The organism is Streptomyces sp. NPDC058955, assembly GCF_042741435.1.
In the GTDB taxonomy this organism is placed as follows: domain Bacteria; phylum Actinomycetota; class Actinomycetes; order Streptomycetales; family Streptomycetaceae; genus Streptomyces.
This window is the reverse complement of the sequence record NZ_JBHYKM010000010.1, coordinates 41,205-63,428: the sequence shown is the minus strand read 5'-3', so window position 1 is coordinate 63,428 and position 22,224 is coordinate 41,205. Positions and strand designations below refer to the sequence as shown.

At 75.0% G+C, this 22,224-nt stretch carries 21 protein-coding genes and 1 pseudogene; 11 read left to right on the top strand and 11 right to left on the bottom strand.

What is annotated here, in order from left to right; genetic code table 11:
• Window positions 1–133: 133 nt before the first annotated feature.
• Complete coding sequence (locus ACFW1I_RS07070; protein ID WP_384666820.1) at window positions 134–439, top strand: DUF6247 family protein; 306 nt, start codon at window positions 134–136, stop codon at window positions 437–439.
• Window positions 436–699 carry a hypothetical protein gene (locus ACFW1I_RS07065; RefSeq protein ID WP_384666818.1) on the top strand — a complete coding sequence of 88 codons (264 nt, stop codon included), beginning with the start codon at window positions 436–438 and terminating at the stop codon, window positions 697–699. The genes ACFW1I_RS07070 and ACFW1I_RS07065 overlap by 4 nt, the downstream gene beginning before the upstream one ends.
• Window positions 700–708: 9 nt before the next feature.
• Here ACFW1I_RS07065 and ACFW1I_RS07060 read toward each other — a convergent pair whose 3' ends face one another.
• Window positions 709–1,473, bottom strand: coding sequence for a TIGR04222 domain-containing membrane protein (locus ACFW1I_RS07060; protein ID WP_384666816.1), 765 nt, complete (start codon window positions 1,471–1,473; stop codon window positions 709–711).
• Between the two features lie 147 nt (window positions 1,474–1,620).
• Between ACFW1I_RS07060 and ACFW1I_RS07055 the strand changes: the two genes are divergently transcribed.
• The 3 genes and pseudogenes from ACFW1I_RS07055 (at window position 1,621) to fabG (ending at window position 4,732) form a co-directional block, all read left to right on the top strand.
• Window positions 1,621–2,535 carry a nitrilase-related carbon-nitrogen hydrolase gene (locus tag ACFW1I_RS07055; RefSeq protein ID WP_384666916.1) on the top strand — a complete coding sequence of 305 codons (915 nt, stop codon included), beginning with the start codon at window positions 1,621–1,623 and terminating at the stop codon, window positions 2,533–2,535.
• A gap of 143 nt (window positions 2,536–2,678) precedes the next feature.
• Window positions 2,679–3,740, top strand: coding sequence for a hypothetical protein (locus tag ACFW1I_RS07050; RefSeq protein WP_384666913.1), 1,062 nt, complete (start codon window positions 2,679–2,681; stop codon window positions 3,738–3,740).
• A gap of 187 nt (window positions 3,741–3,927) precedes the next feature.
• Window positions 3,928–4,732: pseudogene (gene fabG / locus ACFW1I_RS07045) on the top strand (3-oxoacyl-ACP reductase FabG).
• Between the two features lie 64 nt (window positions 4,733–4,796).
• Here the strand turns inward: fabG and ACFW1I_RS07040 are convergent.
• From ACFW1I_RS07040 to ACFW1I_RS07030, 3 genes are all read right to left on the bottom strand, one after another.
• Window positions 4,797–5,114 (bottom strand): hypothetical protein, encoded by a 318-nt coding sequence (locus ACFW1I_RS07040; RefSeq protein WP_384666814.1) that lies wholly within the window; start codon window positions 5,112–5,114, stop codon window positions 4,797–4,799.
• Window positions 5,115–5,213: 99 nt separating this feature from the next.
• Entirely contained in the window at window positions 5,214–6,422 is a 1,209-nt protein-coding gene (locus tag ACFW1I_RS07035) for a serine/threonine-protein kinase (RefSeq protein WP_384666812.1), read from the bottom strand.
• Window positions 6,423–6,457: 35 nt separating this feature from the next.
• Window positions 6,458–6,904: a hypothetical protein gene (locus ACFW1I_RS07030; RefSeq protein WP_384666810.1), complete on the bottom strand. Its 447-nt coding sequence runs from the start codon at window positions 6,902–6,904 to the stop codon at window positions 6,458–6,460.
• Window positions 6,905–7,001: 97 nt separating this feature from the next.
• Here ACFW1I_RS07030 and ACFW1I_RS07025 point away from each other — a divergent pair, with 97 nt between their 5' ends.
• The 3 genes from ACFW1I_RS07025 to ACFW1I_RS07015 are packed head-to-tail and all read left to right on the top strand — an operon-like array spanning window position 7,002 to window position 9,230.
• Window positions 7,002–7,562, top strand: a complete 561-nt coding sequence (locus ACFW1I_RS07025; RefSeq protein ID WP_384666808.1) for a DNA-binding protein — start codon at window positions 7,002–7,004, stop codon at window positions 7,560–7,562.
• A gap of 4 nt (window positions 7,563–7,566) precedes the next feature.
• On the top strand, window positions 7,567–8,322 hold the full coding sequence (locus ACFW1I_RS07020; RefSeq protein ID WP_384666806.1) for a GNAT family N-acetyltransferase: 756 nt from the start codon (window positions 7,567–7,569) through the stop codon (window positions 8,320–8,322).
• A gap of 47 nt (window positions 8,323–8,369) precedes the next feature.
• A complete protein-coding gene (locus ACFW1I_RS07015; RefSeq protein WP_384666805.1) occupies window positions 8,370–9,230 on the top strand; it encodes an MBL fold metallo-hydrolase in 861 nt (286 codons plus the stop codon).
• Here ACFW1I_RS07015 and ACFW1I_RS07010 read toward each other — a convergent pair.
• The 4 genes from ACFW1I_RS07010 to ACFW1I_RS06995 form a co-directional block, all read right to left on the bottom strand.
• Window positions 9,205–9,576 (bottom strand): VOC family protein, encoded by a 372-nt coding sequence (locus ACFW1I_RS07010; protein ID WP_384666804.1) that lies wholly within the window; start codon window positions 9,574–9,576, stop codon window positions 9,205–9,207. The two genes, ACFW1I_RS07015 and ACFW1I_RS07010, sit on opposite strands and share 26 nt — an antisense overlap.
• A 110-nt stretch (window positions 9,577–9,686) precedes the next feature.
• The gene (locus tag ACFW1I_RS07005) at window positions 9,687–10,673 is read right to left on the bottom strand and encodes a hypothetical protein (RefSeq protein WP_384666801.1); all 987 of its coding nucleotides are present in this window, start codon (window positions 10,671–10,673) and stop codon (window positions 9,687–9,689) included.
• A gap of 3 nt (window positions 10,674–10,676) precedes the next feature.
• Window positions 10,677–11,987 carry an MFS transporter gene (locus ACFW1I_RS07000; RefSeq protein ID WP_384666800.1) on the bottom strand — a complete coding sequence of 437 codons (1,311 nt, stop codon included), beginning with the start codon at window positions 11,985–11,987 and terminating at the stop codon, window positions 10,677–10,679.
• The gene (locus ACFW1I_RS06995) at window positions 11,987–13,354 is read right to left on the bottom strand and encodes a discoidin domain-containing protein (RefSeq protein WP_384666798.1); all 1,368 of its coding nucleotides are present in this window, start codon (window positions 13,352–13,354) and stop codon (window positions 11,987–11,989) included. The genes ACFW1I_RS07000 and ACFW1I_RS06995 overlap by 1 nt, the downstream gene beginning before the upstream one ends.
• 569 nt (window positions 13,355–13,923) lie before the next feature.
• Between ACFW1I_RS06995 and ACFW1I_RS06990 the strand changes: the two genes are divergently transcribed.
• A complete protein-coding gene (locus ACFW1I_RS06990) occupies window positions 13,924–14,304 on the top strand; it encodes an FKBP-type peptidyl-prolyl cis-trans isomerase (RefSeq protein ID WP_384666796.1) in 381 nt (126 codons plus the stop codon).
• Window positions 14,305–14,344: 40 nt separating this feature from the next.
• Here the strand turns inward: ACFW1I_RS06990 and ACFW1I_RS06985 are convergent, their stop codons facing one another.
• Complete coding sequence (locus ACFW1I_RS06985) at window positions 14,345–14,497, bottom strand: hypothetical protein (RefSeq protein ID WP_384666794.1); 153 nt, start codon at window positions 14,495–14,497, stop codon at window positions 14,345–14,347.
• 204 nt (window positions 14,498–14,701) lie between these two features.
• On the bottom strand, window positions 14,702–16,204 hold the full coding sequence (locus ACFW1I_RS06980) for a hypothetical protein (protein ID WP_384666792.1): 1,503 nt from the start codon (window positions 16,202–16,204) through the stop codon (window positions 14,702–14,704).
• Window positions 16,205–16,538: 334 nt separating this feature from the next.
• On the opposite strand from ACFW1I_RS06980, the gene ACFW1I_RS06975 reads away from it, so the two are divergent.
• On the top strand, window positions 16,539–18,695 hold the full coding sequence (locus ACFW1I_RS06975) for an AAA family ATPase (RefSeq protein WP_384666791.1): 2,157 nt from the start codon (window positions 16,539–16,541) through the stop codon (window positions 18,693–18,695).
• A gap of 27 nt (window positions 18,696–18,722) precedes the next feature.
• Here ACFW1I_RS06975 and ACFW1I_RS06970 read toward each other — a convergent pair whose 3' ends face one another.
• Complete coding sequence (locus ACFW1I_RS06970) at window positions 18,723–19,907, bottom strand: hypothetical protein (protein ID WP_384666789.1); 1,185 nt, start codon at window positions 19,905–19,907, stop codon at window positions 18,723–18,725.
• Window positions 19,908–20,613: 706 nt separating this feature from the next.
• On the opposite strand from ACFW1I_RS06970, the gene ACFW1I_RS06965 reads away from it, so the two are divergent.
• Window positions 20,614–22,053 (top strand): hypothetical protein, encoded by a 1,440-nt coding sequence (locus ACFW1I_RS06965; protein WP_384666787.1) that lies wholly within the window; start codon window positions 20,614–20,616, stop codon window positions 22,051–22,053.
• The last annotated feature ends 171 nt before the right edge of the window (window positions 22,054–22,224 follow it).

Sequence of the window (22,224 nt, the reverse complement as noted above, 5' to 3'; positions counted from 1 at the left end):
CGTCCACGCCCGGCAGATCCACGTCGTCCGCCCCGGCCACCCCCCCCCGAACGAAGGGTTTCCCCACGGAGCCGTCCCCGCCACCCCACCCCGCGCGTACAGTGGCGAGACCACGTCCCCGCTGGAGGTGCCGATGAGCGCGGATCCCGACCACACCCCCTTCACGCCCCACGCACCCGCGCCCGGCGCGCCGGCCGAACTCCTCGCCCGACTGCGCTCCAGCGCCCGCGCGGAGCGGTGGGTGGTGGCGTTCGAGCGGGAGTGGACGGCCGCGCTGGAGGAGTCCCGCCGGACGTTCTCCCTCGCCGGGCTGTACGAGGTCGTCCAGGACTGGCAGGGACGCGTCGCCCACGCCTCGGCCGTCGATGCCTTCATCACCTCCGGCTACGACGACAGCGACGCCATCGACATGGCGGAACTGCGAGGAAGGCGCCGGTGACCGGGCCCCCGTACGCGGTCCGTCTCTCCTCGACGGCGGCGAAGGTGCTCGACACCCTGCCCGATCGAGTGGAGGACACCGTGTGGGACGTCCTGGACGCGGCGGCGGCCGACCCGTGGGGCTTCCGCCAGTGGAACGCCGACGACCCCGAGGGCGACGACGTCCGCTACGTCTCCGTGGGCCAGATGTCCCTCACGTACTGGGTGAACCGGCCGCTGCGCCACCTGACCGTCCTGAACATCGTGTGGCTCGGCTCCTGACGCGGCACCTCAGACGCTCTCGCCGTCACCGGTGAGGGCGCTCCTGCCGTACGGGTCGCCCTCCTCGCGGGCGACGGTCTCCCGGGCGGCACGGCCACCGAACAGACCGGCGCGTGCGGCGAACTCCGGCACCAGCAGACGCAAGGCCCGGTGCCCGTACAGCGCGGCAAGGAGCCCGATCTCCGCCGGCTCGGCCTCGGGGCGGCCGGACAGGGGATGCAGTCGGCGCAACTCCCGCAGGAGCCGGTGACCGGCCGGCGTCCGCTCCGGGGCGCACAGCACGGCGAGTGACAGCACGGCCAGGGGCGCGCCCGCCCAGGGAGCGCCCTGTACCGCGACGACCAGGGCCGTACCGCCCGCCGCGAGGGCCAGCAGGCGTGCCGCTGCCAACCGGGCCCGCCCGCAGCGCAGTCCACGCGCGGCCAGGTCGGCACGCACCTCCTCCTGGGCCCGCCGTATCGCCGGAGCGACGGCCGCATCCGCCATCGACAACTCCCGGCCGAGCACCGCCCACGCCGCACGGTGCAGCACGGTGACGTCCCGCCCGGGGCCGGAGTGCACCAACCGCCGCAGCCTGCCGCCCCGTCCGACCGCGATCACCCCCGCGAGCCGGAGCTCCACGACGGCCACCGTCAGCGCGGCCCGGGCACCGCCCCGCACGCCCGCGACCCCCACCGCCGTCAGCCCGTCCGCGCGCCCCCTGGCGGGCAGCCACCGCAACGCCCCCGCGGCGACCAGCCCGGCCAGCGCGCACACGGCACCGATCGATCCCACCACGCACCCCCGTCGAACGGACTGCAGAACCTCCGAATATAGGGGCGACTCGTCTAGCGTCGGGGCATGAATGCGACCACCACCGACACGACCACCACCGACACGACCGTCGCCGCCCCCACGACACCGCCCGAGTCCCGCCGTGCCGTGACCGTCGCCGTCGTCCAGGCCGCCGCACCGCTCTTCGACACCCCCGGCGCGGTGGCCCGGGCCGAGGAGCTCATCCGCGAGGCCGCCGGACGGGGCGCGGCGGTGGTCGTGCTGCCGGAGGCGTTCCTCGGGGGCTACCCGAAGGGGCTGGACTTCGGCATCACCGTGGGCAGTCGGAGCCCGGCCGGCCGTGAGCTGTTCCGGCGGTACCATGCCGCCGCCGTCGAGGTCCCGGGTCCGCAGACCGACGCGCTGGCGGCCGTCACCCGCGAGCTCGGCGTGCACGCCGTCGTCGGGGCGGTCGAGCGGCAGGGCGGCACGCTGTACTGCGTGGCGCTCTTCTTCGGCCCGGACGGCTACCTGGGCCTGCACCGCAAGCTCATGCCGACCGCCGCCGAACGGTATCTCTGGGGCCAGGGAGACGGTTCGACCCTGCCCGTCGTCGACACCGGTGCCGGACGCATCGGCGCGGCCATCTGCTGGGAGAACTACATGCCGCTGCTGCGCACCGCGATGTACGCCAAGGGCGTGGACCTGTGGTGCGCGCCGACCGTCGACGACCGCGACGCCTGGCAGGCCACCATGCGGCACATCGCCCTGGAGGGGCGCTGCTTCGTGCTCAGCGCCTGCCAGTACCTGCGCCGCGACGGCCTGCCGGACGACCTCCACCCCGTCCAGGGCGACGAGCCCGACACCGTACTGATCGGGGGCGGGTCCGTCATCGTCTCCCCGCTCGGCGAGGTCCTCGCCGGCCCGCTGCGCGACGGCGAGGGAATCCTGACCGCCGAGCTCGACCTCGACGACCTCGCCCGCGCACGCTTCGACCTCGACACCACCGGCCACTACGCCCGCCCCGACGTCTTCACCCTCCACGTCGACGAGACTCCCCGCACCACCGTCACCGGCACCTGACCTCCACGGACGGGGGATTCGCGGACGGGGGATTCGCGGAGGGGGAGTCGCTCCTCTGTGCGATCATGCGAGGGCCTTGGGGAGGGCCGGAGGCACGCAGCAGAGGGGGGACAGCCGTGAGTGGCCAGCGGGACGGATCGTCGGTGCCGGACGAGGTGTGGGAGGAGTTCCTGCGCACGTCGGCCGAGAGCCCCGACACCGCACCGAAGGAACCGTCCGCGCGCGCCCGCGAGGTGGCGGCCCGGCTGCGCACGGAACCCGCGGAGCCGACCCCCTGGCGCGGTCCCACGTCCGCGTCCGTACGGCCCCGGCGCCGGAAGGGCTGGCACGTGGCGGGCTTCGCGGCCGCGGTGGCCCTGCTGGTCGTGGCGGTGGACCCGGGCGGCTTCGTCGGCTGGTCCGACGACAAGGGGACGGGCGCTCCGCTCGCGCAGGAGACGGCGCGGCCGGAACAGGCACCGCCCGCCGCATCGGACGGGCGGGCCACGCTCGCCGAGCCGTTCCGCGGCTCGCCCGCGGCGCGTTGGGCGAGCGGCACCGCCGGGATCACCGTGCCCGCCGCCAAGGCCACCGGCTGGATGTCGAAGCCGGAGGTGGAGCGGGCGCTCGCGCGCACCCGCGACTTCCTCGCCGCGTCCGGCCTGGATCCCGCCGTGCTGCGCGGCGGACGCCCGGAGAAGGCGATCGCGCTGATGAACCCGCACCAGAAGGACGTCACGACCTTCGTCACCACGGCGCTCGGCTCCCCGGGCGAGAACCACGATCCGCTGATGCTGTTCAGCCGCTTCGACCCCGCCCAGGCCCGCGTGGTCGGCGACGAGGTCAGGACGAGGGGCCGCCTCTCCTACCGCGAGGGGGAGCGGGGAGCCGTCGAGGTGACCGCCGACGTCACCTTCGTGTACCCGGTCGCGCCGGCCGGCGGCGGCGACGAGGTCGTGCGGGTGGTCGTGCGACGGGAGACGGTGGTGAGCTGGGACGACCCGTCGAAGGTCACCACCGAGCCGGGCACCTTCACCCTGCGGTCCTACAAGCTCCACATGACCAACGGCGGTTGCGGCGCCCCCACCGGCTACTTCCGTCCCGAGTTCGGCGGAGGGTCACCGGAGGAGGCCGGCCCGGACGGCAGCCGCACGGTCGATCCGTACGACCGCACGGCCCCCTTGGGCGAGGGCCACAGCGGCTGCGGCACCGCGACCCGCTCGTAGCCCACCGCGCGCGGACCCTGGGCCCCTCCCGTACAGCCCCTCCCGTACGGCCCCTCCCGTACGGATTCGCCCGTATCGCTTCCTCCGTGCCGCCGTTATCCGTTCAGGTGAGCCGGAGGCGGGCCGGGATGCGTCTCGGCTACGGTGAGCGGCCGCGACCGCCGACGTACGACGAGGTGAACGAGCCATGATCCGCACCACCCCCTGGCACGAGCGGTCCGTCGTCGTGACGGGCGGAACCCGTGGCATCGGACGCGGGATCGCCGAGCTCTTCGCCCGCCGTGGCGCGGCCGTCGTGCTCACGGGCCGGGACGAGGCGACGGCCCGTGAGGTCGCGGCGGACCTCGTCCGGTCCACCGGCGGACGGGTCACCGGGCTGGGCCTGGACGTGCGGGACGCGGGAGCCGTCGAGGCGATGGCGGCCGAGGCCGAGCGACGGCACGGTCACCTCGACGTCCTGTGCGCGAACGCGGGGATCTTTCCGGAGAAGCCGCTGCGCGAGATGACCGCGGCCGACGTCGACGAGGTCCTGGCCGTCAACCTCCGCGGTTCCATCCTCGCCGTCCGGGCCTGTCTGCCCGCCATGGAGCGCGCCGGCCGCGGCCGTGTCGTCCTGACGTCCTCCATCACCGGACCCACCACGGGCTACACCGGCTGGTCGCACTACGGGGCGAGCAAGGCGGGGCAGCTCGGCTTCCTGCGCGGCGGCCCTGGAACTGGCGCCGCTGGGCATCACCGTGAACGCCGTCCTCCCCGGCAACATCCGCACGGAGGGGCTGACCGCGTTGGGCGAGGAGTACGTGCGCGGGATGGCGGCCTCGATCCCGCTGGGCAGGATCGGGGAGACGTCGGACATCGCGCACGCCGTGGGCTTCCTGGCCTCCGACGAGGCGGCGTTCATCACCGGCCAGACCCTCACCGTGGACGGCGGCCAGACCGTCCCGGAGTCCCTTGAGGCGTTCAGCCCGGCGCGCGCCCCGGCGGCCGGATGACGGTCGGCCCGGCGGGAGTCCCGGAGGCAGGATGACGGAGGCCGCTGGAACGGCCGGTGCCGCGTCAGACGGGACGCATCACCTGTGCGAGGCCCTCCGGGGTGTCCGCGACCTCAGGGGGCGGTCCCGGGTTGCTTCGATACGTCACGCCGTCGACGGTGACCGTGCCCGTCGCCTCGGCGAGCGGCCGGTGTTCGGTCCGGCCGTCGGCCGGACCGCCGACGAAGGTGACCAGGACGGTGATCGTGTTCGGGTCCATCGAGGCAGTCGTCTCCGCACGTGGTACGTCAGTCGGGGCCGCGGCGCCGTCGTCGCTCGGGCCACCGCACGCGACGAGCGCGACCAGCAGGCAGGCACAGCCCGCCGTCCTTCTCATCCGCATGAGGGCATCCTGCCAGGGGCGGGCCGGAAGGCCCAGGGCAGAGATGATCTTGTGATCTCGGTACGCAGGCCGGGCCGAACCCCCCCCCGTGGGGCGCCGTCAGGGGGCGGGCCGCCACTCGTACGTGCGGGTGTCGGGGACGTGGGTGCACAGGAGGGCGTAGCCCTCGGGGCTGAAGCCGACGGAGAGGGCCTCGTCCGCCGCGCACGGGGTGAACGGCGTGGGGCCGTCGGGATCCGGAAGGCCCCGGACGGCGTCGCTGGGGACGGGGGTCGGCGGGGGAGCGGGGGTGTCGGTGTCGCCGTCCCCGGCGGTCAGGGTCAGGGTCAGGGCGGCGGTGGCGGCGAGTCCCGCGACCCCGACCGCCGCGGCGACGGCCCGCCACCCGCGCGGGCGGCGCCGGGTCGTGCCCGCCGTCGTGGTGTCCGGCGCGTCCGCGCACCGGGCGGGGGCGACGGGGTGCGGGAAGTGGTCGGGGTCGACGACGAGGTCCGGGAACCGGTCGGGGTCGACGAGGTTCGCGAACTGGTCGGGGACGGTGAAGGGTTCGTCCGCCCAGATCACCGGCCAGCGTTCCGGGCCCAGCGCCTGCCGCGCCCGCGCGAGGGCGTCGCGCGCCGCCGCCGCGGTCGGGCGGGCCTCCGGGTCGGCGGCGGTCATCGCGGTGACGAGCGCGGTCGGGGCGCCCAGGTCGCGGAGCGTCAAGCCCGCCGCGTACACGTCCTGCGCGGGCGAACTCGGCCCGCCCGCCCGGACTTCCGGCGCGAGATAGTCGGCCGTGCCGGTCACGAAGCCGGGCGAGGTGAGCTGGAGGTGCGGCAGCACGCGGGCGACGCCGAAGTCGCCCAGAAACGCGTGCGGGCGGCCCTCGCCCGTCGCGGCGAGCAGGACGTTCGAGGGCTTCACGTCGCGGTGCACGAGACCGGACGCGTGCACCGCCGCCAGGGCGTCGAGGAGCTGTTCCGCGATCGACAGACCGACCGGGGGCGGTAGTTCCCCGTAGTCCGCCAGCAGTCCGGCCACGGTGCCGCCCCGGACGAGCGGCAGCACCAGCCACGCCTCGCCGGCGCGGACGAACCAGTCGAGCGGGGTGAGCACGTGCGGGTGCCCGATCCGGACGGACTGCTCGCAGACCAGCCTGAGCAGCGACTCGACCCCGGCGTCTCCCGACACCTTGACGGCCACGTCCTCGGCGGCCGTGCCCCCCGCTGCCCGCGTGTCGACCGCCCGCCAGACCGTCCCCTGCGCCCCGCGCGCGATCGGCGCGACGAGCCGGTACCGGTCGGCGAGCATCCCCCCTGCCTCCATGCGCGGCAGCGTACTCCGGCGCGGGAGGCGGGTGTTCAGGAGGAGACGGTGACCACGAGCGTGGTGCCGGTCCCGGCGACCGAGACGGCGCTCGTGCCCTTGGTGGCGGTCACCGTGCCGGCGACCTCCACGACGGTGTAGCCCTGGCCCTCCAGGGACTTGCGGTACGCGTCCAGGGCCGCGGCCTGGTCGTCCGTGGTGTACGTCAGGACGTAGGCGCCCTTCCCGCCGGTGACCGAGGTCAGCCGGCCGGTCGGCAGCGGCAGCCCTTCCGGCAGGTCCTCCGGGAGCGTGGTGCCTCCGGCGGGCGCCTCGGCGGTCGGCGCGTCCGAGGCAGGGCTCTCGGGGGCGGACGTGGCCGGGGGCTTGGCCGAGGGGGCGGCGTCGTCCTTGGCGTCGGAACCGCTGCCTCCGCAGGCGGTGAGCCCGAGACCCATGACGAGTGCGGCAGCGAGGACCGAAGAGGTGCGCTTCCAGGGCATGGTGACGACCAATCAGCTAGAGGTGTCCTTCGGTCGAGAGATTGACATATGAAAACTTCCTTTGACAAGTGTCAATTGCTCCTCCTAGCGTGGCGGGATGGACCAGACCACGACAGCCCGCAATCTGGAACTCCAGCGTCAGTGGTACGGCGCCCCCCTCGGGGAGCTCTGCCGGGACCTGTGCGCCCTGTTCGGAGTGACCCAGTCCGGTCTCGCGGAGGTCATCGGCATCTCGCCCGCCATGCTCAGCCTCGTGATGCGCGGCCAGCGCGCCCGGATCGCCAACCCCGACGCCGCCGCCCGGCTCTCCGCCGCGCTCCACCTCGCCCACGAGGTCCGCGCCGGCTCCGTACCCCCCGACGCCGTGGCGGACCGGCTCGCCGAGGTGCGCTCCAGCCGCACCCCCGGCCAGGACTCCCTCGGCGCCGCCGTCCCGACGGCCCTGCCCGCCGAGGGCGGCGGACTCACCCCCGAGGACGACCTCCGCTTCGTCCGACGCCTGCGCGAACTCCTCACCTCGACCAGCGGCGCGGTCGACCTCCTGGACGCCGCCGACCTCGTCGCCGCCCGCCATCCCGGACTCGCCGAGATCCTGCGCACCTGCGGAGCGGGGCGCACCGACGAGGCGGCGGCCCTCGTGCGCCGCCTGATCGGCTGACGGCATGGCGACCGGTCCGCCGCCGCTGTCGAGGGCGCGTGCGCTGTGGGGGCACCTGGCCCGGGTCCCGGTGGAGTTCGCACCGGAAGGCGGAGGTGTCGACGTGGTGGTCTCCCCGGAGTCGGGCCTGTGCCCGGCCGGCTGGGTCGGGGTGGTCACCCTCGGAGACGCCGCCCTCGTGACCGTGCCGGACGAGAGCACCGCCGCGGTCGTACGGGACGCGCTGGCGCGCCTGTCCGTGGACGCGTGGGTGGACGGCGCTTCGGTACGGGAGGTGCTGCCGGTCGCGGCGACGCTCGGGCCGGCGGCGCTGGCGTACGTGTCCCCGGAGGGGTTCCGGCCGACGGAGGCCGGTGCCCTGTCGGTGGAGCGGCTGCCGGCCCGACACCCCGCACTCCGCCGGCTGGAGGAGTCGGCCGGCGACGACGACGCCGGGGAGGCCGCGCTGGACGAGATCACGTCGCCCGCCTTCGTCGTCCGCCGACAGGGGAGGGTGGTTGCCGCCGCCGGCTATCAGGCGTGGCCGCACCGGACCGCCCACATCTGCGTCCTGACCGCGCCGGCGGAGCGCGGGCGAGGACTGGCCCGGGTGACGGGCTCGGCGGCGGTCGCCCACGCCCTCGCTGCCGGGCTGCTGCCGCAATGGCGTGCCCGGCCTCCGGCGTCCCGGCGCGTCGCGGCCTCCCTCGGTTTCGTGGAGCTGGGCTTCCAACTGAGCGTGGAACTCTCGACCGGCGGGGAAGGACGGGCCTCCCGCTGACCGTCCCCGGTGGTCGAGGCGCGCCCGCCGGTGGCAGTATCTGCGGCATGCTCCCCTCCCTCCAGGTCGGCCCGTACACCGTCATCGCGCTCGCCGACGGCGAGGGGCCCTTCTTCTCCGCCCGGTCGGAGGCGTTCCCCGACGCCACGGGCGAACAGTGGGCGGCCGTCGACGCGTTCGACCCCGGCGCGCTCGACGCCGACGGGCGCTGGTGGCTCCAGTTCCGCGCGTTCGCCATCCGCAGCGAACGGGGCGTGACGCTGGTCGACGCCGGGATCGGCCCGGCCGACGGCCCGGCCGCCGCCTGGGCGCCCGTGCCCGGGGCGCTCCCGGCGTCGCTGGCGGCCGCGGGCATCGAACCGTCCGACGTGGACACCGTGGTGCTCACGCACCTCCACACCGATCACGTGGGCTGGGCGGTCGTCGGCGGCGCGCAGGCGCGGCCGTTCTTCCCGAACGCCGAGTATCTCCTGCAGCAGGCCGAGCTCGACGCGATCGAGGCGCTCAACCCGCAGCTGCGGGCGAGCGTGATCGACCCGCTGCGGGGGACCGATCAGCTCCGGCTGCTCAGGGGCGGGACCCCGCTGCGCGGCGGCGAGCGCGTGCTGGCCACGCCCGGCCACACGCCCGGACACCAGAGCGTGCTCGTCGAGTCCCGGCGCGAACGCGTCGCGGTGACCGGCGACCTGCTCGTGCACGCGATCCAACTGCTCCACCCGGGCCTCGCCTACGCGCACGAGGTGGACCCGGCGCAGGCCAGGGCCTCCAGGGAACGGTTGCTGCTCGACGGCGAGTCCGCGGACACCCTCCACCTCGCCACCCCGCACCTGACCGAGCCGTTCGTCGACGGCCGGCCCGGTACGGAGGCCGTGCGGAAGGACGTCAGCGGGTCGGGATCGGCTGGGTGAGGTTCAGCGGGTTGCCGTCCGGGTCCCGGACGTGGGCGACCCGCTGTCCCCACGGCATGTCGTGGGGGTCACCGCCGACCGTGCCGCCCAGCGCCTCGACCCGGCCGAGTGCGTCGTCGACGTCGTCGACACCGATGCTGAGCAGGATCCGCGGCGCCGCCGCGCCCGCCGCCGGTCCCTCCTTGGACACCAGCCCGAGGTCGGTGTCGCCGATGCGCAGGCCGAGGTAGAAGACCGGGCCCTCCTCCGGCACCCGGAAGATCTCTTCGGCGCCGAACAGGTGCGTGTAGAAGCCGCGCAGGGCTTCCGGATCGGCGGTGAGGATCACGGGCTGGACGGTCGACATGGGCACTCCTGACGAGAACGGTCGTTTCGCCAGGGTGGACCGTCCGGGAACGGCGAACTCATCGGCCGAGCGGCCGTGGCCGGCTCGCCGCCGCCCCCGGCCCGGCGGGGTCAGCCGGTGACCGTGGGGGAGGAGGCGCCCGGGGCGAGTCGCCGTGGTGCGCCCGTGCCGTCGGCGGGGACCGACCAGATCCCGCCGCCGTAGCCGTACGCGAGGGTCGCGCCGTCCGTCCACAGGGCCTGGTCGTCGATGCCGCGCCGTTCGGCGACCGGGTGCTCGCGGCCGGTGGCCAGGTCGTACACGTACAGCCGCCACGGCTCGCGCGGTCCGTCGGAGACGCGCTTCTTGAAGGCGAGCCGGGTGCCGTCGGGGGAGAGCGAGGGGCACTCGACGTTCTCCCGCAAGGACCGGGCGGACCAGGCGGCCATGTCGCCCTCGACGAGGTGGGTGCGGCCGTTCGTGGAGACCGTGGCGTAGAAGCGGTTGTCGTCCGCCGCGAAGCTGACGCCCCAGTAGTTGACGTCGGGCGCGTGGTAGCGGCGCCCTTCGAGGGTGAGCGGGATCTGTTCGATGTTCTTCACCAGGTAGCCGGTCCGCAGGTCGAGGATGGACGTGCGGGTGGAGAAGGAGGAACGGGCGTACGAGTCGCCGGTCGCGAACATCGTCCAGGCGAGCATGTTCCCCGAGGCGGAGACGCGGGCCCGGCTGGGGATGCCCGGCAGGCTCATGCGGCGCACCTCGCGCAGCCGGCGGTCGAGCACGATGACGTACGAACGGGCCGGGACGCCGGGGCGGCGGCGGAGGCAGAGCGCGGTGTCGCCGGCCGCGTGGAAGCGGTCGCAGGCGGGGCCGCCCGCCACCCGTCCGCCGGGTGCGGAGGGGTCCACGTGGGCGACGCGCCCGGTCGCGGTGTCCCGCGCGTACAGCGTGCCGCCGCTCGCGGCGAGGGTGAAGCCCGGTTCGGTGGCGGCGGCCGTGGCGTCGCGGCCCGAGGCCGCCCGCAGGGTGTAGGCGGTGGCCCCGCCGCCGAGCAGCAGGAGCGCGAGCACGATGATCCAGACGCGGGTACGGGTGGCGGCACCGGTCAGGGCGGGCATGGGTCAGTCGGTCCTCTCGGAGGGCTCGGGGGCGGTCGGCCCGGCGGGGGCCGCGTCGCCCCGGGGGAGCAGGCGCGCGGAGCAGCAGACGGCGGCGGCGAGCGCGACGAGGGCGGCGGCGAGCGCGGTCCGCGGGCCGGTCGCCGTCCAGAGCGCGCCGAACGCGACCGCGGAGCCGAGCCGGGCGAGCGCCTGCGCGGTCTGGACGAGCGCGAGCCCGCCGGCCTGCCGCCCCTCGGTCAGGTAGGGGCCGGTGAGGGCCATGAGGACGCCGTCGGTGGCGGCGTAGAACGTCCCGAGCAGGGCCAGGACGCCCAGCAGGACGACCGTGTCGGGCAGCGGCGTCAGCAGCAGCCCGTACGCGAGGAACAGCGCCCCGTGCCCGTACAGCAGGGGGCGGCGCCGTCCGAGGCGGTCGGCGAGCCGGCCGGCCGGGACGGCGAGGAGCAGGAAGACGGCGGCGGCGCCCAGCGGCAGGAAGGGGAACCAGGTGGCGTCGAAGGAGAGCCGGCGCTGCAGCAGCAGGTAGAGGAAGGAGTCGCCGATGGTGGCGGCCCCGAGGAGCGCGGCACACAGCACGATCCGCCGGTAGCCGGGCGACCGCAGCCCGGCGAGGAGCCCGCCCCGCGGACCCGGCGCCGGCGCGGGGCGCGCCCCGGGACCCTCCGCTCGCCCCACCGCGGGGGCGCTCCGGCGGCCGGGCACGCACAGCACCCACAGCACCACCCCGAACGCCCCCACGCAGAAGCTGACCGCGAAGACGGCGTCGTACGCGTCCGCCGTCGCCCACAGCAGCGCGAAGGCCGCCAGCGGCCCGAGGAGGGCGCCCGTGGTGTCCATGGCGCGGTGCGTGCCGAAGGCGCGGCCCAGGTCCTCGGGCGGACTGTGCAGCGTGATGAGCGCGTCGCGCGGCGCGGTGCGCACGCCCTTGCCGAGCCGGTCGGCGCCGATCGCGCCGGCGATCCAGCCGGTCGCCCCGCCCGCGAGGAGCAGACCGAGCCGGGAGAGGGCGGAGAGCGCGTAGCCGAGGCCGCCGACCGTCTTGTGCCGGCCGCCGCGGTCGGCGGTGGCGCCGCCCAGGAGCCGGACGAGCGCGGTGGCGCCGGTCGACAGGCCGTCGAGCAGCCCGAACTGGAGGGGGGAGAGGCCGAGTCCGAGGACCAGGTAGAGCGGCAGGACGGCGGTCACCATCTCGGAGGAGACGTCGGTGACGAGGCTGACCGCGCCGAGCGCGAGGACGGTGCCGGGGACGCGCCGCCGGACCCCCGAGGGGGTGGGCGGCGCGTCGGGGCGACCGGTGGTCGCGAGGTACATCAGTGGCAGGTGTAGGTCGGGGCGGAGTCCTTGACCTGGTCGTCGGTGCCGACGTACTGCCAGGTGTACGTGGTGTCGGTGAGGTCGAGCTTCAGGACGCCGTACGGGCCGCTGATCCGCTTCTGGCTGTTGGGCTGGACGGTCTCGATGTCGTACGGCTCCGCGCCGCCCATGCCGCCGACGATCTCGACCATGCCGTCGGCGGTGGCCCGCCCGTCGGGGTCCTGCGGGGCGAAGCGCTCGTAGTGGTGGTCGTGGCCGTTGAGGACGAGGTCGGCCTTGGCGGCGTACAGGATCTTCCAGACGGGCCGGGAGACCGGGTCGTTGCCGTGGCCGCCGGAGGAGTACAGCGGGTGGTGGAAGTAGGCGGCGACACACCCCTTGGTGTTGCGGGCGAGGTCGTCCTTGAGCCACTGGATCTGGACGGGGTCGTCGAAGGAGTTGGAGTCGAGGGCGACGAAGTGCCAGTTGCCCTGGTCGTAGCTGTAGTACGGCTTGCCCTGCGGGTAGGCGATTGTGCCGAAGTACGCCTTGTAACCGGCGAGCGGACCCGCCGGGTCGTAGGTCTCGTGGTTGCCGGGGACGGGCCGGGTCTTCGCCTTGAACACGCCCCACGTCTTGTCGTAGTAGGCGCGGAAGTCGGATAGCAGGGCGTCGTCGTACTGGTTGTCGCCCATGGTCAGGTAGAAGGACGGCGCGATCCGCTGCGCGAGCGCCGCGGTCTTGGGGTGGGCGCAGGAACTGCTGGAGGCGGTGCACTGGGCGGCGATGTCGCCGGCCGCGACGACGGTGAAGGCGCCGCCGGGCGTGGGCGTGGTGGACGTGGTGCCGTACACCTCGACCGTCCAGAGCGAGTAGCCGTACGAGGTGCCGCGGGCGGTCCCGTAGACGCGCAGGTAGCGGCCGGTGCCGGTGAGTCCGGTCCAGTCGTCGGTGCCGCCGTTCCCCGCGGTCTCGGTGGCGAGGCGGGTCCAGGTCGTGCCGTCGGACGAGATCTCGACGCGGTACTCCTTCGCGTAGGCGACCTCCCAGACGAGCTTGACGCGGGAGACGGTCGCCGAGGGGCCGAGGTCGACCCGGATCCACTGCGGGTCGACGCCCTCGGTACTGGCCCAGCGGGTGGTGGAGTTGCCGTCGAACGCCTTCTCCGGCCCGAAGGTGCTGTCCTCGACGGACGACGAGGTGGCCGGACGGCCCTGCGAGATCAGCGAGTCGGCGACGACACCGGCGCCGGCCCGGTCGGGCAGACCGAGGGCGAGTCCGCCGACGAGCAGCAGCACGACGGCGAGGAGGAGGGAGAGCGAGGTCGTGCTCGTGGGGGAGGGGGAGGTGGTGCGGCGGGGTGGGGCGGATGCGAAGGGACGCATACCTGGGCTCCCTGGCCTGAGGGGGGCGAGAGCTGGACACCGGCACGGCGCACCACCCCGCGGACCGGCCGCGACGCGCGCGGACGACCGGGGTGGTGCACGGCGGCCGGGTCAGAGCTCTCGCTGAGCGCGTCACGTCCCTCCGAGGGGCCGCCGCGCCGAGCCGCTGCGGGGATGCTAGCGGATAGGAAGGTTTCCTACCAGACCTTCGAGGAGCGCGGAGGAGGGGGCGGGACACGGGTGGTCACCCGCCTTCAACAACCCCTGAACGCAAGGAAATCGGGAGGTGTACGAGCCCCTGCGCGCGGAGCTTCGGCGCCCGGCCGTCGCTCAGCGGGTCCGGCCCGTGTGCAGGGCGACGTTCATGGGTGAGGCGCCGCCGGTCACGTAGGAGCGGATCGAGCCGACGAGCGGGTCGCCCCCGCCGCGCCGGAGCGCGGCCGCCGCGCGCGGGGGCGCCGAGGTGCTGCGGGAGCCCGGGACTCGGTAGCGTGATCGTCTGCCGCGTGGAGTGTCCACGGGCCCGGGCGGTCCGTGCGCGGGCTTCCGGCGGAGAGCGATGGGGTGCGATGAGCGAACCGACGAAGCCCGAGGTCGACGTACCGGAGGGGGACGCGCCGACCGAGCTGGCCGTCCGGGACCTGGTCGTCGGGGACGGCGTCGAGGCGAAGCCCGGCATGGTGGTCAGGGTCCACTACGTCGGGGTCACCTTCGCGTCCGGCAAGGAGTTCGACGCCTCCTGGGACCGGGACGAGCCGTTCAAGTTCGCCGTCGGCGGGGGAAGGGCCGTCAAGGGCTTCGACCGGGGGATCCGGGGGATGAAGGTGGGCGGTCGGCGCGAGATCGTCGTGCCCCCGCGCCTCGGCTACGGCAAGCAGTCGCCCTCGTCGCTGATCCCGCCCGGCTCGACGCTGGTCTTCGTGGTGGACCTGCTCTCCGCCACCTCCTGAGGCGGCGCGCGCCGCGAGGCGTGACCGTGTCCGGCCGGGTTCAGGCGGCCGGGTCCCAGAGCCCGGCGGCGTCACCGCGCGCGAGAGGGTCGGAGGAGACGCCCTCGACGCCCACCGCCGGCGCGTCGACGCTCCTCGTCGCCCGGCCCTCTCGTACCAGCCCGGCGAGCCGCGTGAGTTCGGCCAGCGGCATGCCGGACTCGCGCAGCTTGACGCGGATCAGCAGCCACTCGACGCCGACGCGGCGGCGCGCCTCTGGGACCTGTCCCAGGCGGCGAGGGGGTTGGGCAGGACGAACAGCCGGTCGCGCACCAGGTCGGCGACCTCCCGGGCGCGTGAAGGCCGTTCCGCCGGAGCCATCGTTCCCCCGCTCGTCCCGCTCCCGCCGAAGTCACCGTCAGTACAGACCGGAGCTGACGTAGAAGCAACTGGAATACGAAGTGCCCCGCTTCAGGGCCCACTTGCCGGTGTAGGGGCGGATCGTGCCGGAGCCGGCCCCGCGTACCACGAGGTCGTACGTGCCGGGCTTGAGGCGGATCGTGGTGCTCTTGGCGGCGATGGAGCAGCTGCGGTACAGGCCGCCCAGGGGGCTGGAGGGGAGGGTGTGGCGGGTCCTGCAGGTGGCGCAGGCACCGATCGTGGCCGTGCCGTTCTCCGGGCCCGCGTACAGGACCTCCAGTGCCCTGGAGGAGTCGTTGGTGATCACCAGTTCGGTGGTCCCGGCGGGGGCGGTGCCCTCGGCGGCCGGGGGCGGCAGGGCGCCCGCGCTGCCCTTCGCGGCGTCGGCGACGTCCACGGCGATCAGCAGGTCGGCCGCCTTCTTCGCGTACGGCCCCGTGGTCACCTCCTTCAGCGTGTCGCGCGCCTCCTGGTACTTCCCCTTGTCGTACTGCAGCTTGCCGCAGGCGTAGCGGACCCCCGGCAGCGCGGCGCGGGACTTGTCGGCGACGGACTCGGCGCCGGGTTCGTTCGCGTCGCCGAGGCCGACGAGCTCGATCATCCGGCCCAGGCCGGAGCACGGCCGCTGCTCGGCGTCCTCGGCGGCGTGCGTGTAGAGGGCGTCGATCCGCGCCGGGACGAGCGCGGCCTGCGGCGAGTCCGGCGCGTCCGCGACGATCGACTGGTACGTCCGGATGGCGTGCCCGTCGGACCAGTACCGGCTCACCACACCGGAATCGGCCTCCGTCGGACGCTGCCGCCCGGCCGCGACCATCGCGTCGGCGTGCGCGAGGCGCAGTGCGGCGAGGCGGGGCGAGGCGGTCCCGAAGCGCGTCTCGAAGTGGGCGGTGGCCAGCCCGTACGCGTCCTCGGCCGCCTCGTGGTCACCGTGCTCCGCGGCCCGCTCGGCCAGCACCGTCTGTGCGCACGCGAACCGGCCGGTGCGGGCCTCGCCGGGCACCGGGCCGAGGGTGAACTCGTTCAGTTCGCCCTCGATCCCGGCGTAGTGCTCCAGGGCGGCGGCGCAGTCCCCGGCGAGCTGCGCCGCGTCGGCCTTCTCCAGCCGGCTGTCCGCGGCGAGCCGCAGCCCGGCGATGCCGCCGACGGCGACGACGAGCCCCAGCCCGGCGGCGAGCAGCGCCCGCCGCCGCTCGTGGGCGGTGGGCAGGGTGAAGCGGAAGGGGGAGGGGCGCCGCAGCGCGCGTATCAGGGCGACGGTCAGGACCCCTGCCCACAGCGCGTACAGCACGGTCCAGACCGTCGGTGCCGTTCCCGCGTTCATCCACGCGGCCAGGCCGAACAGCGCCAGCGTCCCGAGGAAGGACGTCACGAAGGCGCCGCGCCGGCCCAGCGCGGCGAAGCCGGCGCCCGGCGCCGCCGCGATCAGCGGCGCGAGGATCCACAGGTACCAGGGGCCGGGCCCGGAGGAACTCTCCAGTGCCGTCGTGACCGTCGTCAGCATGCTTCTCCTCCTGGGCGAGTGAGTGGTCGTGCCGTCAGTGCCGTCAGTGCCGTCAGTGCCGTGGGTGCCGTCGGTCGGGGGCGAATCCGCCTCCGATAGAATCGTTCAACAATCCTCTACGGTAGGGGAGTTGACCGGCATCTGTCTCGTGTACGGCGGACGGCTTCCTCTCGCGGACGTGACGGAGTCGCCCCGTCCTCCGGGTCGAGGAGCGCCCGCGCACATGTATCGCGCCAGGCAGGGCAGTTACCGGGGTGCGGGCGTTTCCATGATCGCGAGACGCGGCGGTACAGTCCGGCGGAAGCAGGCTGGCGAACCAGGGGGAGGGGCCGACGTGTTGGAGGTCGTGGCGCTCAGTGCGCTGACCACGTTCCTGCTGGGGGTGGGCAACGGAGCCGCCGGGGAGATCGGCAAGAACCTGACCCTGTCGGCGGGGGCCCTGGTGCGGCGGACGCTCGGGCGGGAGACCCCGCTGCCGGCCGCCGCGGAGGACCGGCGCGCGCTGGCCGGCCGCGTCCACGCGCGGCTGAGCGGGGATCCGCGGCGGGCGGGCGAATGGGCGCTGATGCTGGAGGGCGTACCCGGCGACGCCGTCGAACCGTCCCAGGGCGCGATGCCCCCGGCACCCTGGGCGTTCACCAACCAGGAGAAGGCGCTCAAGCAGCTGACGCGCGAGGCGGACCGGCCCTGGGAGGGCAGACCCCGGGTCGTCCTGCTGTCGGGTCCGCCGGGCAGCGGCTCCACATCGGTGGCGCTGCGGCTGGGAGCGGAGGCCCGCGACCGGTTCCCCGACGGGCGCTACTACGTCGATCTGCGCGACGCCTCCGGGGAGACCGGGCCGGACTCGGCCGGCGTCCTGCTGCGGCTGCTGCGCGAGATGGACGTGGACGCCGAACGGACACCCGCCACCGAGGCGGGCCGCGAGCGGCTCTACCGGCAGCTCACCGCGGGGCGGAAGGCGCTCGTGGTGATCGACCACGCGACCTCCCTGGCACAGGTCCGCGCCCTCGTCCCCTCCACGCCCGACGTCCTGCTGGTCGTCGTCGTGTCCGGACCGCCGCTGCTGCTGGAGGCCGAGCGCGTCGCCGTACCGCCTCTGAGCGATCGGCACGCGAAACAGCTCGTACGGAAGGTGGCCGGGCCGGAGCACGCCGCGCGGGTCAAGGCGCGGCTGCCCGGCGTGCTCGCGCGCTGTCAGGGCAACCCGTTCGCCCTCCACACGGAGGCGCGGCTGCTGGCCATGGACCAGCCCGGACCCGGGGGCGAGTCCGGCCCCGCCTCCGAGGCGGTGTCCGGAGCGCGGACGGAACCTCCCGTGTTGACCGCCGCACACCTCGCCTCCCTCCGGCTCCGCCCGGAAGCACTGCGCCTGTGCCGGCTCGTGGCCCTCGGCGGCTGGCCGTCCGTCAGCCCCGCGATCGCGGCGGCGGCCGCGGACGTCCACGAGGTGACGGCGGCAAGGCTGCTCGACGAGGCCGTCGACGTCGGCCTCCTGGAACCCCTCACCGACCTGCGCTACCGCTTCCGTCCCGAGATCAGGAGGCAGCTGGCCGAGACGGCCGCCGCCGAGTACGGCCTCGAAGCGTGCGGGGACGCCGTGGACCGGGTGCTCGAAGCACTGCTCGAACTGGTCCTGCCCGCGTCCCGAGCGGCCCTGCCGGAGAGCTGGCGGACCGAACTGCCGCCGGAGTACCGGGCCGGCGTCGCCGGGATCGCGGACGGCATCGCGGTCCTCGCGGCGGAGGCCGGCAACGTGGCCCGGGCCGTCGTCGTCGCCGAGGAACACCGGCGGACCGACACCGCCCTGTGGCTGGCCCGTTCCCTGTGGCCGCTGCAACTGAAGGCGGGACACTGGGACGAGGTGCTGCCGGCGCTCCGGGACGCGGCACGGTGCGCCGAGGAGAACCGCGCGGACGAGCGGATGGCGGCGGCCCTCCACTTCCAACTGGCCCACTGCCTCGGCGAGACGGGCCGCCCGGAGCAGGCCGACCGGGCCGCCCGAGCCGCCGTCACCTACGAACGCGCGGCCGGCCACCTGCGCGGCGAGGCGTCGGCGGTGGAGCTGCTGGGCTTGCTCAGCCTGAACCGCTGGGCGTACGACGAGGCGTACGAGCGGTTCGCGGAAGCCGAGTCCGTCTACCGGAGGATCCAGACGGACCAGGAAGGCGCGGGCGACCTCCCCCGCGCCCTCGCGCTGATCGAACGCCACCAGGGCCGGGCCCTGCGCGGCATGGGCAGGCTGGACGAGTCCCGTCAGCACCTGGAGAACGCCGTGGACTTCTTCGCGGGACGCACCGGAGCGCCCCCGGAGGCGTACAACCGCGCCCGCGCCCTCACCGACCTCGCGGAGACCCTCCACGAGGCGGGCGACGAGACGGCGGCACTGGCCAGGATCGCCGAAGCCGAACCGCTGCTTCCCGCCTCCGCCACCCCGCACCGCGCCTACCTCGCCCGCCTGCGCCGGCGGTGCGAGGCGGGCGCCCGCCGATAGGGCCAGGCGGCAGGGCGAGGCGGCAGGTCAGGTCGCCGGGTCCACGCGGAACGGGTGCGCGCCGCCCGCCGTGTGCGTGCGGAGCACGACGCCGCGGGCGGGGACCGTGCCGCCGTACGCCCACCAGGCGTGCAGAGCCGAGGCGTACGCGGCCGGGTCCGCGTCCGCCCCGGCCCCGGTGTCGGCGGTGAGCCGGAACGTGCCGTGTGCCCGGCCGCGGACGACGCAGGTGTGCGCCCCCGTCACGTAGACAGCGGTCGAGCAGTGGGGGTACAGGCGCAGGACCTCGTCCGTCCACGCGTCGGGACCGCCCATCCGGGGATCGTCCGGCGGCCCCTCGCGCACGACCACGTCGGCCACGTCGAGGTCACCGGCGTGCCGTGTCTCCTCGTGCACGGCGAGGTGCGCGTCGCCGACGGCGCCGGGAGGATGGCCGGCGGACCGTTCGAGCGCGATGTCCGTCCCCTCCACGCGGGTCCGTACGTGGAGGGGAGCCGTCACCGTCCCCGGGGTGTACGGGGGGAGCGGAAGCGGCTCCAGGGACGCGGGGGCGGGCGGCTCGGGCAGGTCCATCAGCGCGTAGAAGTGCCGGCGCAGCAGCTGGGCCGACCGGCCCGGTTCCGAGGTGACGAACCCGGCGAGCGCGGGATCCGGACGATGGGCGCCGATCGCGCGCTGCACCTGGGGGAGGAGCGGGGCGTGCGGGTCGAGCCGGGGCGCGCGCCGGACGAACTCCGCGAGCGGAGCCTCGGCGTCCAGCACGCCCGTCCCGTCGGCGGCCAGGAGCACGGGGCTCCCCAGCGCGGCGGCGTAGTACGACACCGCGCCGAAGTCCCCGAGGACGAGGTCGGCGGCGAGCAGGGCCTGGCGCCACGCGTGGACGGGGTCGACGAGGGTCAGGCCGCCGCGCCGGGCGCGGTCCAGCCAGGCCCGGATCTGGCCGGGGCCGTGCCCGTACCAGATGTTCGGGTGGAGCACGGCGGCCAGGCGGTAGTCGTCGGCCGGCAGCTCGGCGGCGAGCCGGGGCAGGAGCGCGGGCAGCACGTCCCCGCCGCCGCTGCCGAACAAGCCCTCAGGGTTCCACGTCGAGTTCAGGACGACGAGCCGCTGCCCGCGGCGTACCCCCAGGGCCCGCCGGAACCTGTCCCGGTACGGACGCGCCGCGAGCATGCGGTCGAAGCAGGGGTCCCCGGCGAGCACGGCCGAGGGCACCGCCTCCGCGCAGACCCGGCCGAGCCGCTCCAGCTGCTCGGGGTGGGAGAGGACCAGCCCGTCGACGAACGCCTTCCCGCCCGACAGCAGCCACTCCGGCGACAGACCGAACGTCGGCGTCCCGGCTCCCGGCTCCCGGCTCCCGGCTCCCGGCTCCCGGCTCCCGGCGTGCTGAGTCTCTTAGTGTATCCGGCGCCATGCGACACCACGCTCAACTTGCCCGGAATCATGTCGAGTTCGCCGCCGAAGCTCGCCGAGACCGCCAGGTCGACCGGGGTCGAGAGCGCCTGCTCCCACGGCAGCTCGGGCAGGTGCAGCGCGGCGAGGAGTTCGCGGATGCCGGCCTGGAAGACGGAGGAGCCCGTCGACGTCACCAGGAGCTGGACGCGGAAGTCGTCGTGGAACAGCGGCACCAGGTCCAGCAGGCGGCCGGCCGAGGTCACGTTGTGGACCACCAGCAGGACCCGGCGCCGGCTGGCCCGGCTCGTCCAGCGAGCGGAGCCCTCCCCGACCGGTACGCGGATCGCCAGGGGTTCCCGCCCCACTCGTGACCTCCTGAACGGGTGTCGTGCCGTCGGGGCGACAGCCTATCCCGCGGCAGACGCGCGATTCCCGAGCGGACGGTGATCATGGTCTGCCAGAGTCGTGCCATGCGCAGTGACGAGGCCGCCGAGCAGGGAACCGTCGCCGACCTGGCCCGGGAGCGGTGGCGGATCACGTTGGGCGGAGAGGTTCCGGCGCCTCCACGGTCGCGGCCGGCGTCAACCTCCCCGCCCGCGCGGTGATCGTCCGCGCCCCCCTCGGCCTGGACCGCGTCGCGGTGTCGATGGTCCAGCAGATGTTCGGCCGTGCCGGGCGCATCGGCGCCGGCGAACGCGAGGGCTGGGCGTTCCTGCTCGCCGACCCGTCGGAACGGGCGCACTGGCAGGCCCGGCTGGCCGCCGGATACACCGTGCGGTCGCGCCTCGACGAGTCCCTCGCCGACCATCTCCTCGCCGAGGCCGTCCAGGAATGGCTCGCGACCCTCGACGAGGCCGAGCAGTGGTGGGCCGGCACCTTCGCCGCGTACCGGAGCCACGACAGTGTCGAGCCGCTGCACGAGGCGGCACGGTTCCTCATGGACGTCGGGTGCCTGCGTACCGGCGCGGACGAGGAGCGCCTGGAACCCGGCCCGCTCGGCCGGCTCACCAGCCGCTTCATGGTCGACGCCACCCTCGCCGACGACTTGACGGCGGCGCTGCGGCAGGCCCCGGTCCCCGAGGACCCGCTCGCCGCCGAGCAGGTGCTCGCGGCCCTGCTCGGCTCCGGTCTGCCCGACCTCGCGAAGGCGCCGTTCACCGACCGGGCGGAGGCGGCCCTGCGCCGGGTCCTGCGCGAGGCCGAGCGCACCGGCGACGAGCCGGACGACCCCTGGGGGCTCGGCCCGGTGAAGCAGCCGGCGCCGGACGACGCCGAGGAGCAGGCGCAGCCCGGCGACCTGGCCTGCGCGGTCCTGCTGCTCGCGGCCACCCGCCCGGCCCTCTTCCGCGGCCGGCCCGCGTACGTCCTCGGCATCCCCGTGGACTCCATGTCCGGGATCCTGGAGGAGGCGCAGCGCTATCTGGCCTGGCTCGGGACCCAGGGGCCGCTCGGCACCGTCCACCCCTGGGTCGCCGTCGCCGCCGGTGACCTCGCCCTGCGCATCCGCTGGCGCACCCCGGGGCCGGGGCGCGGGGCCGGCCGGCTGCTCCGGATGTGCGAGCGGATGGCCACGGCCCCGCTCGCACCCCGGCTCGTCCCCCGCCTGTGGCACGCGGCCCGGGCCCGTGGCATCGACGCGCCCGACTGGCCCGGCACCACGCCCCCCGGAGACTGCGCCCTGCCCCCGGACCGCTACCGGTCCCTGCTCGCCGAGCGCGCCACCGGCACGCGGCTCGAACTGCGGACGGACGAGGTGCGGGCCTGGGCACCGCCCGGAACGGTGATCCACCTGTGGAACGGTGTGACCACCGCCCTGCACACCTCGGACGGCGAGGAGGGCGCACTCCCGCTGCCGGCCGCCGCCCCGGCCGATCCGTGGGCGGGCCGCCGCGGAGCGGTCGTCTTCAGCCGCGGCGACCGGATCGCGGCGGGCTGGCTCGGGGCGTACGCGGCGTTCCGCGCCTGACCCGCACGCGGCACGTAGGGGACGGGTGAAGGCGGGTTTCGGCCGATGTGTCCGGGTCCGGGTCCGTCCCCGCCGGGTATCGCGCCATCGTGCCCCCGTTTCGGACATTCCGGTGATCGGCGGTTGGCCGGTCGTCGCGTCCGGTGTCAGGATTTGTTCGCGCCGATGCCA